General features: G+C 72.2%; 11 protein-coding genes and 1 pseudogene. 5 read left to right on the forward strand and 7 right to left on the reverse strand.

The window, feature by feature from the left end; translation table 11 throughout:
* Together M2157_RS11510 and M2157_RS11515 are read right to left on the reverse strand one after the other, a co-directional pair.
* Window positions 1–537 (reverse strand): (2Fe-2S)-binding protein, encoded by a 537-nt coding sequence (locus M2157_RS11510; RefSeq protein ID WP_280861729.1) that lies wholly within the window; start codon window positions 535–537, stop codon window positions 1–3.
* On the reverse strand, window positions 537–1,427 hold the full coding sequence (locus M2157_RS11515; RefSeq protein WP_266509723.1) for an FAD binding domain-containing protein: 891 nt from the start codon (window positions 1,425–1,427) through the stop codon (window positions 537–539). Before M2157_RS11515 ends, M2157_RS11510 begins: the two co-directional genes overlap by 1 nt.
* Window positions 1,428–1,772: 345 nt before the next feature.
* Between M2157_RS11515 and M2157_RS11520 the strand changes: the two genes are divergently transcribed.
* Window positions 1,773–3,446, forward strand: a complete 1,674-nt coding sequence (locus tag M2157_RS11520; RefSeq protein WP_280861730.1) for a PucR family transcriptional regulator — start codon at window positions 1,773–1,775, stop codon at window positions 3,444–3,446.
* 127 nt (window positions 3,447–3,573) lie between these two features.
* Window positions 3,574–4,347 (forward strand): hypothetical protein, encoded by a 774-nt coding sequence (locus tag M2157_RS11525; RefSeq protein ID WP_280861731.1) that lies wholly within the window; start codon window positions 3,574–3,576, stop codon window positions 4,345–4,347.
* A gap of 805 nt (window positions 4,348–5,152) precedes the next feature.
* On the opposite strand, the gene M2157_RS11530 is transcribed toward M2157_RS11525, so the two are convergent.
* Window positions 5,153–5,959, reverse strand: a complete 807-nt coding sequence (locus M2157_RS11530) for a GntR family transcriptional regulator (RefSeq protein ID WP_280865195.1) — start codon at window positions 5,957–5,959, stop codon at window positions 5,153–5,155.
* A 156-nt stretch (window positions 5,960–6,115) separates the two neighbouring features.
* Here M2157_RS11530 and M2157_RS11535 point away from each other — a divergent pair, with 156 nt between their 5' ends.
* Both M2157_RS11535 and M2157_RS11540 read left to right on the forward strand, forming a co-directional pair.
* The gene (locus tag M2157_RS11535; RefSeq protein ID WP_280865196.1) at window positions 6,116–6,985 is read left to right on the forward strand and encodes a (2Fe-2S)-binding protein; all 870 of its coding nucleotides are present in this window, start codon (window positions 6,116–6,118) and stop codon (window positions 6,983–6,985) included.
* A gap of 314 nt (window positions 6,986–7,299) precedes the next feature.
* A complete protein-coding gene (locus M2157_RS11540; RefSeq protein ID WP_280861734.1) occupies window positions 7,300–8,337 on the forward strand; it encodes a DUF2637 domain-containing protein in 1,038 nt (345 codons plus the stop codon).
* 98 nt (window positions 8,338–8,435) lie between these two features.
* On the opposite strand, the gene M2157_RS11545 is transcribed toward M2157_RS11540, so the two are convergent.
* The 3 genes from M2157_RS11545 to M2157_RS11555 form a co-directional block, all read right to left on the reverse strand.
* Window positions 8,436–8,858 carry an ATP-binding protein gene (locus M2157_RS11545; protein ID WP_280861735.1) on the reverse strand — a complete coding sequence of 141 codons (423 nt, stop codon included), beginning with the start codon at window positions 8,856–8,858 and terminating at the stop codon, window positions 8,436–8,438.
* 804 nt (window positions 8,859–9,662) lie between these two features.
* Window positions 9,663–10,127 carry a hypothetical protein gene (locus M2157_RS11550; protein ID WP_280861736.1) on the reverse strand — a complete coding sequence of 155 codons (465 nt, stop codon included), beginning with the start codon at window positions 10,125–10,127 and terminating at the stop codon, window positions 9,663–9,665.
* Window positions 10,128–10,243: 116 nt separating this feature from the next.
* A complete protein-coding gene (locus tag M2157_RS11555; RefSeq protein ID WP_280861737.1) occupies window positions 10,244–10,855 on the reverse strand; it encodes a hypothetical protein in 612 nt (203 codons plus the stop codon).
* Between the two features lie 214 nt (window positions 10,856–11,069).
* Between M2157_RS11555 and M2157_RS11560 the strand changes: the two are divergent.
* Window positions 11,070–12,771 (forward strand): annotated as a pseudogene (locus M2157_RS11560) (helix-turn-helix transcriptional regulator).
* Here M2157_RS11560 and M2157_RS11565 read toward each other — a convergent pair.
* On the reverse strand, window positions 12,768–13,136 hold the full coding sequence (locus M2157_RS11565; RefSeq protein WP_280861739.1) for a VOC family protein: 369 nt from the start codon (window positions 13,134–13,136) through the stop codon (window positions 12,768–12,770). The pseudogene M2157_RS11560 and the gene M2157_RS11565 overlap by 4 nt on opposite strands.
* Between the last annotated feature and the right edge of the window lie 5 nt (window positions 13,137–13,141).

Raw genomic sequence — 13,141 nt, forward strand, 5'->3', positions numbered from 1 at the left:
TCAGACCGCCTCTCCCTGCCGGGCGGCCGCGAGGCGGACCGCGTCCATGATCTTCTCGTAGCCGGTGCAGCGGCACAGGTTGCCCGACAGCGCCTCGCGGATGTCCGCGTCGCTCGGGTTGGGGTTGCGCTCCAGCATCTCGTCGGCGGCGACCAGCAGCCCCGGCGTGCAGAAGCCGCACTGGACGGCGCCGGCGTCGATGAACGCCTGCTGGACGGGCGAGAGTTCGGTGCCCTCGCCGGTGTGGGAGTCGTGCCCCTCCGGCGCCTTGTGACCGCACGAACGCTGCTTCGCGTAGTCCGCGAGCCCCTCGACGGTGACGACCTCGCGCCCCTCGACCTGCCCGGCGGCGACCAGGCACGAGCACACCGGGACGCCGTCCAGACGGACCGTGCAGGACCCGCACTCGCCCTGCTCGCAGGCGTTCTTCGAACCGGGCAGCCCGAGCCGCTCCCGCAGCACGTACAGCAGGGACTCGCCCTCCCACACGTCGTCGGCTTCCTGCGGACGTCCGTTGACAGTGAAGTTGACGCGCATTACGCAGCTCCCTCCGTGGTGGCGGCGGTGCCGCGGTACGACTCCCAGGTCCAGGTCAGCGTGCGGCGGGCCATGATGGCGACCGCGTGGCGGCGGTAGCTCGCCGTGCCCCGGACGTCGTCGATCGGGTTGCAGGAGGCAGCGCAGAGGTCCGCGAACTGCTTGGCGACCGAAGGGGTGATGATCTTGCCGTTGTCCCAGAACCCGCCTTCTTCCAGAGCGGCGTTCAGAAACTCCTCGGCGGTCTTGGCCCGAACGGGTGTGGGGGCGGCCGAACCGATCCCCGTCCGCACGGTCCGCGTCCCGGGGTGCAGGGCGAGCCCGAAGGCGCACACGGCGATGACCATGGCGTTGCGTGTGCCGACCTTGGAGTACTGCTGGGGCCCGTCGGCCTTCTTGATGTGCACGGCGCGGATGAGCTCGTCGGCCGCCAGCGCGTTGCGCTTCACGCCGGTGTAGAACTCGTCGATCGGGATGAGCCGCGATCCGCGCACCGACTCGACCTCGACCTCGGCGCCGGCCGCGAGGAGGGCGGGGTGGGCGTCACCGGCCGGGGAGGCGGTTCCGAGGTTGCCGCCGACGCCGCCGCGGTTGCGGATCTGCGGAGAGGCCACGGTGTGCGAGGCGAGGGCCAGGCCAGGGAGCTCGCCGCGCAGGTCCTCCATGATCCGGGTGTACGGCACGGAGGCACCGAGCCGCACGCTGTCCTCGCCGACCTCCCACTCGGTGAGGTCGCCGACGCGGTTCAGGTCGAGCAGGTACTCGGGCCGCCGATGGTCGAAGTTGATCTCGACCATCACGTCGGTGCCGCCCGCGATGGGCACAGCGGTGGGGTGCTCGGCCTTGGCGGCGAGCGCCTCCTCCCAGCTGGCGGGGCGAAGGAAGTCCATGACCGGCTCTCTTCTTCGTCTTGAGGGTCGTACGGATCGAGCCAGATCGTGTGCGGCGGGGCCCGGCTCGTTCATATGCAGTTCACGTGGAGTGGAGCCAGTACACAGCGGCTTACTCCGACGGGGTCAGTCACGGAAACCATGAAGGAGTTGGCTGGTCGGGGCCGCCATCTTGTAGATTCATATGAACGGAGGTCCTCAGTAACCCCCATGTTTTCCTGCGGAAACGTGCGACACAGCCCATGTGACCTGGGACACAGCCCCGGAGACGGCACGGGCCGCTCCGCACCTCACCGGACCCTTCCCCCATCGTAGATTTCGAGACACAGAACGGCGGCGACGAGAATGCGGCTGCGCGCACTGCTGGACACCGACGCGCTGGGCCTGCGGCTGCTCGGCGGCGAGGACGAACTGGATCGCACCGTGCGCGGGGTGATGACCACGGACCTGCGCGACCCGAGCCGCTACCTCTCGGGCGGGGAACTGGTCCTGACCGGCCTCGCCTGGCGCCGGGACGCCGCCGACTCGGAGCCTTTCGTACGACTCCTCGTGCAGGCCGGAGTGGCCGGGCTGGCGGCCGGTGAGGCGGAACTGGGCAATGTCCCGGAGGACCTGGTGGTCGCCTGCGTCCGCCACCGTCTCCCTCTGTTCGCGGTGCACGAGTCGGTGGCCTTCGCGACGATCACCGAGCATGTCGTACGGCAGGTCTCCGGGGAGCGGGCCGGTGACCTGGCGGCCGTGGTGGACCGCCACCGCCGCATGATGACCTCCGGCCCGGCGGGCGGCGGCCCGGACGTGGTCCTCGACCTCCTGGGCTCCGACCTGGACCTGCGCGCCTGGGTCCTGTCCCCCACCGGCCGTCTGATCGCGGGCCCGAAGGTGGCGGGCCCCGGGCTGCCGGCGGACACCTGCGCGAAGCTCGCGGCGGAACACCTGGCGGCGGCCCGCACCGGGCGCCGCGGGCCCCACCGTGTCACGCTCGGCTCGTCGACGTACTCCCTCTTCCCGGTCCGCAGCTCCGGCCGCTCGCCCCAGGCCTCCAGGGACGTACGCGAGACGGTCCTGTCGGACTGGCTGCTGGCGGTGGAGGCGGACGCAGGCGACTGGCCGGAGGAACGCCTGGATCTCCTGCGGGGCGTCACCCAGCTGATCGCGGTCGAGCGGGACCGCAGGGACGCGGCCCGCACGGTCCGCCGCCGGCTGGCCCAGGAGGTCCTGGAGCTGGTCCAGACGGGAGCGGCACCGGCCGAGATCGCCGCCCGCCTCAGGGTGGCCGCCCCGGTCCTCCTCCCCGGCCTGGGAACGGCCCCGCACTGGCAGGTGGTGGTGGCCAGGGTCGAATGGCAGGACGGCGACCTGGAGGGCGGTCCCGTGGCCCAGTCGCTCCTGGAGGAGATCCTGGTGGACCCGTCGGCCACGGGCCCCGAACCCTCCGACCGCATAGCGGTGGCGCACACGGGCGACGAGGCGATCGCCCTGGTCCCCCTCCCGGCGGTCTCCACCGAGCACGACGGCTCCGAGGCCGGCATCCTGGCGGACGCCCTCCTGGAATCCGTACGGGACCCCCTGGCGGCCGGCCTGGACGACGACGGCAGGGTCACCCTTGGCGTCAGTGCGTCGGTCCACTCGGCGGAGGGCCTCAGAGGCGCCCTGGAGGAGGCCCGCCACGCCCGCAGGGTGGCCGCGGCCCGCGCCGGCAGGGTCTGCGCGGCAGGGCACCAGGAGCTGGCCTCGCACGTGCTGCTGCTGCCCTTCGTGCCGGACGACGTCCGCCGTGCCTTCACGGCCCGCCTCCTCGACCCGCTCCGCGACTACGACCGCCGTCACCGGGCCGAGCTGATCCCCACCCTGGAGGCCTTCCTGGACTGCGACGGCTCCTGGACCCGCTGCGCCACCCGTCTCCACCTGCACGTCAACACGCTGCGCTACCGCGTCGGGCGGATCGAGCAGTTGACGAGCCGGGACCTCTCGCGCCTCGAGGACAAGCTGGATTTCTTCCTGGCACTGCGGATGAGCTGAAACCTGTGAGGCCCCGGACTCCCACGACTTTGTGAATTCCTTCACCCACCCCCTTGGCCGGGCCTGTTGTTTCGTGCTGAGATGCCGCCACCACTCATAGCTCGACGGCGCGCTCGGGGAGGGCAACGTGGCGCATACCGCCATGTCTGGTAACGGAACGACCGCCGGTGACGATCCACTCCAGACCGCGGTATGGCGGCTGCGCTCCCGGGCCTGCTGGGCCGACGCGGCCGCCCTGCTCCAACCGGTCACCGCGCAGGCGGCTCTGCAGAGAGCGGCGCTTCTGGTGGAACGCTGCCTGTACACGGAGCAGGGCTGGGCGGAGGCGGAGGACGCGCTGCGCACCGCCGAGGCCATGGCCCACAGCGACGGCGAACGCGGAGCGGCCGCTTGTGAAAGAGGGCAACTTGCGTACGCCTCGACGCTTCACGGGGTCCGTGACCGCGCGGACGAGGCGAGGGCGGCGCTGGGCCGTGCGGCGGCGCTGATCCCTCCGGGGGTGGAGGCGAGGGCGCTGCTGGACTTCCGCCGAGGTCTGCTGGCGGAGAACCTGGCCCACGCTCCCCAGGCGGCCCGGGCGGCCTACCGCCGCGCCCACGCGGGCGCCACGGCGCACTCCGACCCCCTGCTCCTGTCCTTCACTTGGCGCCACCTCGCCGGACTCGCCCTGCGGGACGGCGAGTTGGCCGAGGCGCGGCACGGCTTCGCCGAATCACTCCGGATCCGGGAGGAGTTGGGCTACCTGGTGGGAACGGCACCGGCCCTCGCCTCCCTCGCGGACGCGGAGGTGGAACCGGAGGCGTCCCGACTCCGCGCGGAGGCGGGGCGGTTGTACCGGTTGCTGGGGGGCGTACCTACGTGGCTGGCCCGACAGTTGACTCCGCCGGCGGCCACGGCGTGATGTGACCGGGGCGCCTATGGGGGTGCCGGGTCAGGTTGTCGGGCGGCTGCGGGTCCGTTGTGGCTGGTCGCGCAGTTCCCCGCGGGCCGCGTGCGCGGGGCTTGGGCGGGGCGCCTACGGGGTGCCGGGTCGGGCTGTCGGGCGGCTGCGGGTCCGTTGTGGCTGGTCGCGCAGTTCCCCGCGGGCCGCGTGCGCGGGGCTTGGGCGGGGCGCCTACGGGGTGCCGGGTCGGGTTGTCGGGCGGCTGCGGGTCCGTTGTGGCTGGTCGCGCAGTTCCCCGCGCCCCTGGGGAGTTGCAGTCACCCGCGCCACGACGGACCGATCCCCACCTCACGCGCCACGACCGACCGTTGGCCGCACCGCGCGCCACGACGGACCGTTGGCCGCACCGCGCGCCACGACGGACCGTTGGCCGCACCGCGCGCCACGACGGACCGTTGGCCGCACCGCGCGCCACGACGGACCGTTGGCCGCACCGCGCGCCACGACGGACCGTTGGCCGCACCGCGCGCCACGACGGACCGTTGGCCGCGTACGGCGCGAAGGGGACGGGGTGGGGGGTGTCCGCCCGCAGCGGCCGGCGTCCGTCACCGAGCACTGCTGGAGCAGCCGAGCCGCCGGACCGAGGACGGATACCCCCCACCCCGGCCCCGACCCACAACACACCCGCACGCGCTACACCCGCCCCCACCGGGGCCGAAACGGGCCGCCGCAGGCATCCAGGGGCGCGGGGAACTGCGCACAACGCCCGCCCCCACCGAACCCGCAGCAACCCGCCCAACCGCCGGAGGCATCCGCCTTCGACTCAGGACGCTCCGGCGAAATGCCCGCCCACCAGCCCCCGCACCACATCCAGATCCCGCGCGATCAACGCGTCCAACAGCGCCGTGTGCTCCGCCGCGTCCGCGATCAGGTCCGCCCGCCCCCGCACCGCGGAACCACCCACCAGCGGCCACTGAGACCGCCGGTGCAAGTCCTCCGCGATCTGGACCAGTTGCTCGTTCTCCGACAGCAACAGCACCGCGCGGTGGAACGCCCGATCGGCCTCCGCGTACGTCGCCCGGCACCCCGACGACGCCGCCCGCACGCTCGCCTCCGCCACCGGACGCAACTCCGCCCACCGCTCCACCGGCACACTCCGGGCCAGCCGCAACACCACCGGCACCTCGATCAGCGCCCGCACCTCGGCCAACTCGGCCAGCTCGCGGGCCCCCCGCTCGACCACCCGGAACCCGCGGTTGGGAACAACCTCGACGGCCCCCTCCAGCGCGAGCTGCTGCATGGCCTCCCGCACCGGCGTGGCGGACACCCCGAAGCGCTCCCCCAGCGCGGGCGCCGAGTACACCTCACCCGGCCGCAGCTCCCCCGTGACCAACGCCGTACGCAAAGCGTCGAGGATCTGCCCCCGCACGGAGGCCCGCTGGACGACAGGTCGCGGAATCGGCACCTCACTGTGCGTGTGCTCACCCCGGACCCCGGAACCCGCCTCGGCCCGCGCCCGCGCCGCATCGGAGGCCCGCATCTGCGGCGGCACCCGAACCGCGCCAACGGCCAGGTCCGCGTGCCGCTCCGCACCACCCGTCCCGGCGGAGCCCTGCGCACCCTGCTTCACGGGTCCTCCTCCGGACGTGTCAGTACTTGGGGTCATTAACGAGGGCTTGTTACTCACCCGTCAAGCACCTTAGGCGCAGAACGCTCCAGTTCAAATCCCAAAGATCCGGGTAAGGTAAGCCTTACCTTTAGACGACTGCGAATCGGTGCCCCCCGCATGCCCCTACCGCCGCCCGCCCCCCGTCCGGCTCCCCGCTCCGCCGTCACAGCCGCCTACGCGCGCGTGACCGAGGCCCTCCCGGCGCTGACGGTCACGGAGCTGCCCGAGGCCACCCCCCTCCCGGCCGGTGACGGCTGGGTCACCGCCGCGGCGCTCGCGGGGAACGGCACCGCCCTGGACACCTTCCTCGCCTGGGACGACGAGCAGGTCCTCAGGGACAACGCCAGGAAGGGCCGCCCGGACGTGATCGCCGGCTTCGGCCTGCACCGCTACGCCTGGCCGGCCTGCCTCCTCTTCACGGCACCGTGGTTCCTGCACCGCAGGGTCCCCCGCTACCCGGTGACACAGGTCTCCTACGACCGCACCCGGGGCCCGATGGCCCTCGCGGTCCACCCGGGCCCGTTCGCCTGCCTCCCGGACGACCCGGCCGCCGCGCTCCCCGGCGCGTACACGGTCCCCGACGAGGAGTCCCTGCGCGCGGAACTGAGGGACGCCGTCGCCGAGCACATGGAGCCGCTCCTCGCCGCCTTCGGCCCGCGCATGCGCCGCCGCGGCAGGGCCCTGTGGGGCATGGTGACCGACGAGATCGTCGAGGGGATCTGGTACGTCGCCGAACTGCTGGGCGAGCAGGAGAAGCGCCGGGCCGAACACGCCCTGGAGCTCCTCCTGCCCGGCACGACGAAGCCGTTCGTCGGCTCCCCGGCCTTCCGCGTGCTCACGGACCCCGACGGCAGGCCCCTGGCCACACGGGACCGGATCAGCTGCTGCATGTACTACACACTGGATCCGGACGACACCTGCGCGACCTGCCCGCGCACCTGCGACACGGACCGGATCGCCAAGCTCACGGCGGCCGCTGTCAGTTGAGGTCCCGTCAGAGGGACCCCGCCGCAGACCCCGTTCCCGTGTCCCGTAAGATCAACGCCGACTGGGACGCCCGTTCGGTTACAGGCAATTCACAACTTCCTCACTTGCCGCAGGAACTTTCCGTGGAACCACCCGTACGGGTAGTCTTATTCGAACTCAACTCCCGCCCCTCAAGCGGCAGTTCGAGCAGAACGCCGCCCTGGGCAACCCCTTGCACTTCCTTGGCGGCCTCTTGCCCCGAAAACGCCTGAGGGCCGTTGGGATTGGGCCACTATGGCGGGCGTTACGCCCTATCCCAATGCAAGGGACCCCAGATGAGACTGACCGACATATCGCTGAACTGGTTGCTTCCGGGCGCCGTACTGCTCCTGGGCATGCTGGCGGCGGTAGCGGTGCTCGCGCGGAGCAAGCGGTCCGGCGGGGAGCACGCGAAAGACGACTCGTGGGAGCGGAGCGAGGAGCGCCGCAGGCGCAAGGAGGCCATATATGGCACCGCCTCCTATGTCCTTCTGTTCTGCTGTGCGGCGGTTGCCGCCGCCCTCTCCTTCCACGGTCTGGTGGGCTTCGGCCAGCAGAACCTGAACCTGTCCGGCGGCTGGGAATACCTCGTCCCGTTCGGCCTGGACGGCGCGGCGATGTTCTGTTCCGTGCTCGCGGTGCGCGAGGCCAGCCACGGTGACGCGGCCCTCGGCTCCCGGATACTCGTGTGGACGTTCGCCGGTGCGGCGGCCTGGTTCAACTGGGTGCACGCGCCCAGGGGGTTCGGCCACGACGGCGCGCCGCAGTTCTTCTCCGGCATGTCCCTCTCGGCCGCCGTCCTCTTCGACCGCGCGCTGAAGCAGACCCGTAAGGCCGCTCTGCGCGAGCAGGGTCTGGTGCCGCGTCCGCTGCCCCAGATCCGCATCGTCCGCTGGGTGAGGGCGCCGCGTGAGACGTACAAGGCCTGGTCGCTGATGCTGCTGGAGAACGTGCGCAGCCTCGACGAGGCGGTCGACGAGGTCCGCGAGGACCAGCGTGAGAAGGAAGCGGCCCGACTGCGTCGGCGCGGCGAGCAGCGCGTGGAGCGCGCCCAGCTCAAGGCGATCAGCCGAGGGCACCGCGGCTTCGTCGGCCGGGGCGGCGGGCGCCAGTTGGAGTCCCCGGCGGCCCCGGCTCTGGAGCGAGCCTCCGCGGAGCCTGCCATACCCAACCCGGACCCGCTGCCCGTACGCCAGCGTCCCTCACTTCAGCCCGTCCGCGGCGCGTCTGAGTCGCACTCCGTCGACCTCACCGCGGAGGACGACACAATGGCCCTGCCGCGTCTCGACTCGCTGGAGCGCAAACTCAAGGATCTTGAGCAGCAGTTCGGCTGAGGCGAAAGCCAAGGCCAAGGCCTGAAGGGCGCGGCCGAGAGGCCGGAGCACCACGGGAGGGGGGCGTGACCGACGCGGTCACGCCCCCCTCCCGTGGTTCACGCCGTTCCGGCGTCGAGTTCGAACCAGACGGCCTTGCCCACGCCGTGTGCCCGTACACCCCAGGCGTCCGCGAGGGACTGCACCAGGACCAGGCCCCTGCCGTGTGTACCGTCATCGGCGTTCGGTACACGCATCCGGGGTCTGCGGGCGACGAAGTCCCGCACCTCGACCCTCAGCGCCCGGGGCCCCACCGTGGCCGTGACGACCGCGTCGTGGTCTGTGTGCACGAGTGCGTTGGTGACGAGTTCACTGGTGAGCAGTTCGGCTATCTCGGATCGTCCGGGCCTCCCCCAATGTCGTAACAGCTCGCGCAAGGCCCTGCGTGTCTCAGGTACGGCCCCCAGGTCCGCCTGCTCCAGTCTGCGCCGGAGCTGAGGCGACTGCGCCTGCTCCAGGGCGCTGTCCGCCTTCTCCTCCACGGTCTTTGCCGAGAAGGCCCCTACTGTCGTGGGACCGCCTCCTCGTGCCTGCCTCTTCATGACCCCCGCCCGCGTGCCGATGTCGGTTCCCCTCCTGCTCGAACACGTTCACGGGGATCCATGCCCCGTAGTTCATGCGGCAGTCATGTCGAATCGTCAACGACCAGGTGTTCGGCCACGTTTGCGGTGGCGACCACGGCCATGCCGACAGGGCGGACGAATCCCGGGCCACGCCCCGCGGACCGCCGCGCACGGCCGCGCGGCTCCAATGGGGCGGCGCCCCGCGGCGGTCCGTACGGCCCGCACGACACGCGGCGCGTGTGCCGCCGGCCCCCTCCGCGCGGCATGTGCCCTGCGAACCGGTGTCGGGGTACCGGACGCCACGGGCGCCGCGCAGCCCTTCACGCCGGGAAGGCGCGGCAAATCACCTGGTCGGCGGGGTGGTTCCGAGGGACGCGAGAAGTGGGCCGACCTGGGCATCCGGGCGGGGACCGGCCCTGGATTCACCCCTTCCGGTCCGGGCCGCGAGGTGCGGAGCCTGCCGTACGACGACCCGCGCGCCCCCTGAAACGGCGTGCACCCCCACCACCGGCACCCGCCGATCGGGCCCGGTGAGCGGAGGTGAGCCGGTGCATCCGTTCCCGGAGGCGGCAGCCGGGCCCGCGGTGCCGCAGGTCTGCTGAGCCACATGGCTCCGGGACACCGGGGCCACCGGGCATGGGCCGATCTGCCGACCCCGCGCTGCCGACCTCGCCGTACCCGACGAACGGGTGTGGCGGTCGGGAAACTGGCCGGAATCCGCCGCTACTTGCCTGCGAGGCCCTTGGTGCCGATGTGGAAGATCTTGTGGCTGCCGCGGGTCATGTCGACGACGAGGGTGCTGGTCTGGCCGGCACTCCAGGTGAGGGTGACGACGGCCTCCGTGTGGTCGGCGGTGCCGTTGTCGGTGACCTTCCAGGCGAGGGGCACGTTCTGGGCGCGCAGGACGCCGTCGGCGTGCTCCTTGTCCTCCCAGGCGTTCAGTTCCTTCTGGAAGGCCGGTGTGAGGTAGTGCGATCGGAGCGCGTCCTGGAGGTGACCGCCGCCCTCGTCGTTGACCGCGTCGATGTAGGCGCCGTAGAAGTCGGCGATGCGGGTGATGTCGTCGGACGGCTTCCCGCTGACGCTGCGCGGTGCTCCGGCGGAGGCCTGGGCGGTGATGCCGAGGCCGAGGGCCAGGGCGAGGCCGACGGCCAGGGTGGTGCGGCGGGTCGCCTTGGTCGTGTTCATCCGTGTTCCCCGTTTTCTTTCTGAGTCTTTCTGGGTCTTTCCGGGTCTTGCCGATGGTGGTGCGATCCAGGCGGGGCCGCCCGCCCGACCCCCGTGCGGGAGGGCGGCCCCGGCTCTCAGTGGAGCTTGTTCACCGCGGTGGAGGTCGTCTTCTTGAAGGCCTTCACCGGGGCACTGGAGAAGTCGCCCATCTGGGACCACTCCACGACGGTGACGGTCCGGTCGTCCCGGCCGACGGACAGCAGGCGGATGTCGGTGGCGCCGTCCGAGTGCTCCGTGTGCAGGCCGTGCACCCGGGCGCCCTCCTCGACCGCGACCTTGCCGTAGTCCTTGTACGTCGCCTCGAGCTCCGGGTCGCCCTGTTCGAGGCGGTCCGCGCAGGTGCGGATCTCCTTGTTCATGCGGGTGGCGAGGGCCGAGGCCTTGGCCTTGGTGCCGACCTCGATCGTCAGCTGGCGGGCGCTGGTCTCCAGTTCGGTGCGGAAGTCGCGGTACCGGGAGTCGTAGCCCGGCAGCGCGTCCTCGAGGCAGAGCAGCAGTTCGTCCGGGACGCCGTCGGTCACCTTGCCCGCCGTCCAGGCGGACGAGGGGTGCGGTGGGAGGTCGGCGGCCGAGAGGAACTTGGGCGCGGCCGGCGCGGCCCCGGCCTGCACGGCGAGTGTGACGCCGAGCACGAGGCCGGTGAGAGAGAGTACGGTGAGCGCGCCTGCTCGGGTGCGCTTGGGCATGGGTGTCCCCCGTGAGATACGTGCATGGGTGTGGGATGCCGCGACGACGACGGCGGATGGTCGGTCCGGCCCGGTCGGTGCGACACCAAGAGCATCAGCGGTCACACGGGGCGGATGCAACACGGGACACGGGATCCGTCTGCATGGAACCATCCCAGGCCGTCTGACGTGCAGGTATAGGGAGTGCCTGGGATACGGGATCAGGGGGGAATCGTTGTCGGCACCGGAACCACAGGACGATGTCCAGGAGTTCGCGGCCCTGCTGCGGCGGCTGAAGGAGCGCACGGACCGCAGCTACGGTTCGCTGGCCAGGCGGCTGAACATGAACACCTCGACCCTGCACCGGTACTGCGCGGGCGACGCGGTACCGGTCGACTTCGCACCGGCGGAACGGTTCGCGGCGCTGTGCGGGGCATCGGCCGAGGAGCGGATGGATCTGCACCGACTGTGGCTCTCGGCGGTGGCGGCCCGACAGCGGCCACGGGCCGGGGAGGCGGCGGGGGCACCGGGGCAGGACGAGGCGGCGACCGCGAGTGCGTCTGCTGACGCGGCGGCGGGGACGGTCGCCACTACGGCAACGGAAGCAGTGGTCGGCGAGGGCAGCGGGGCGGGGGCACCTGACGGCGCGACGGCGACGGCCGACCGGGCACCCGCGGCAGATGGCGGTACGTCAGCGACAGCCGACGGGGTGAACGCGGCGACCGCAGCGGTGGGCGGCGGCGCGGCGCGGGACGCCGCGGGGGCCAGCAGCGCGGTGATCGGTAGTGCGGTGAGCGGCGGCGCGGCGGTCGGCGGCGCGGCTGGCGAGGTGAACGCGGCGACAAACAGCCACCCGGTGGGCGACGGCGCGGCGAGCGGCAGCGCGGCCGGCGCGGCAGCGGGCGGCGGCGCGGCCGGTGAAGTGGGCGCGAACATCGCGGGTGAGGGGGACGCCTTGCTCGCGGGGCGCGGTGCTCCTGCGCGCCGCCCCTGGTACCGCCGTCGGCGCGTCGCCGTGGCCGCGGCCGCCGCGGTGGCGCTTCTCGCCACGCTGGGGAGCCTGTCGGCGCTGCCCTCGGGGCGTCCCGCATCGGACGAGGTCGCCCAGGCCCCGGACCCGTCGTCCCCTACGACCAGGACGGCGCCGGGCTCGCCCGGCCACTCCCCGTCCAAGTCGCCGAGCCCCTCCGCCACCTCCGGCTCCCCGGCGCCCAAGGGATCCCGGAACAGCCCCTCCGCGTCGGCGACGGATGGCGGCGCCGCCACGAAGGGCACCGGCAAGTCCGGGCAGCAGGGAACCGCCACCGGCACCCCGCTCACCTGGACCGTCAACTCCCATGTCTGGAACGCGGGCTGCGGCCACGACTACGTCATCGACAAGCCGCCCGCCCAGGTCCCGCCGCCCCCGACGGCCCAGGACGCCGCGAACTGGGCGGGCACGCTGGGTGCGATCCACGGTCGGCAGACCATGGTGCAGATCTCGGTGCAGGGCCGGAACTCGACGGCCGTCGTCCTCGAGGACCTCCGGGTCCGGGTCGTCTCGCGCGGGACCCCCGGCCAAGGGCAACGCGTATGCCATGGACCAGGGTTGCGGAGGCGCGCTCACCCCGCGCTACTTCTCCGTCGACCTGGACAAGGACCGGCCGATCGCCCACTCGCAGTCCGGCAACGACGGCGAGAACGTCATCCCGGCCGTCAGGATGCCCTACCGCGTCTCCTCCGAGGACCCGGAGGTGCTGCTGGTCACGGCGGAGACCGAGGGCTGTGACTGCGGTTGGTACCTCGAACTGGACTGGTCCTCCCAGGGCCGCACCGGCACGGTCCGCGTCGACGACAGCGGCCGCCCGTTCCGTACGACCGCCATCAAGGGCCTGCCCCGCTACTGGTACGGCACGAACACCGCGGGTGAGCGGGCCTGGGTGGACTACGACAGCTAGGAGCCGGCCGCGGACCCCACACGGTGAGCCGTGCCGTCGGGGTCCACGTAGGCGAACTCCCGCAGTCCGTAAGGCGTGTCGGCCGGCTCGGCGAAGCGTCCCTCGACGCCGGAAGCGACCCACTCGGCATGGACGGCGTCGGCGTCACTCACGTACAGATAGACGACGGCTCCGGTGCGCAGAGGGTCGTGCTCGGACCACTCGCTGAGGTGCATCGAGACCGAGCCCCGCTCGACGTAGCCGTACCGCTGCGGACCGTCGTAGGCACGCGCGGCGAAGCCCAGCCGACGGTATCGCTCCAGGGCCGCGGCGAGGTTCCGGACCGGGACGACGGGCGCGACTTCGGTGAAGGCGATTTCTGGCATACGGC

It is taken from the genome of Streptomyces sp. SAI-127, assembly GCF_029894425.1.
GTDB lineage: Bacteria > Actinomycetota > Actinomycetes > Streptomycetales > Streptomycetaceae > Streptomyces.

Coding starts and splice junctions, on each gene's coding strand:
- M2157_RS11515 (WP_266509723.1), bottom strand. CDS start 1,427: ATGGACTTCCTTCGCCCCGCCAGCTGGGAGGAGGCGCTCGCCGCCAAG.
- M2157_RS11520 (WP_280861730.1), top strand. CDS start 1,773: ATGCGGCTGCGCGCACTGCTGGACACCGACGCGCTGGGCCTGCGGCTG.
- M2157_RS11540 (WP_280861734.1), top strand. CDS start 7,300: ATGAGACTGACCGACATATCGCTGAACTGGTTGCTTCCGGGCGCCGTA.
- M2157_RS11555 (WP_280861737.1), bottom strand. CDS start 10,855: ATGCCCAAGCGCACCCGAGCAGGCGCGCTCACCGTACTCTCTCTCACC.
- M2157_RS11550 (WP_280861736.1), bottom strand. CDS start 10,127: ATGAACACGACCAAGGCGACCCGCCGCACCACCCTGGCCGTCGGCCTC.
- M2157_RS11565 (WP_280861739.1), bottom strand. CDS start 13,136: ATGCCAGAAATCGCCTTCACCGAAGTCGCGCCCGTCGTCCCGGTCCGG.
- M2157_RS11510 (WP_280861729.1), bottom strand. CDS start 537: ATGCGCGTCAACTTCACTGTCAACGGACGTCCGCAGGAAGCCGACGAC.
- M2157_RS11535 (WP_280865196.1), top strand. CDS start 6,116: ATGCCCCTACCGCCGCCCGCCCCCCGTCCGGCTCCCCGCTCCGCCGTC.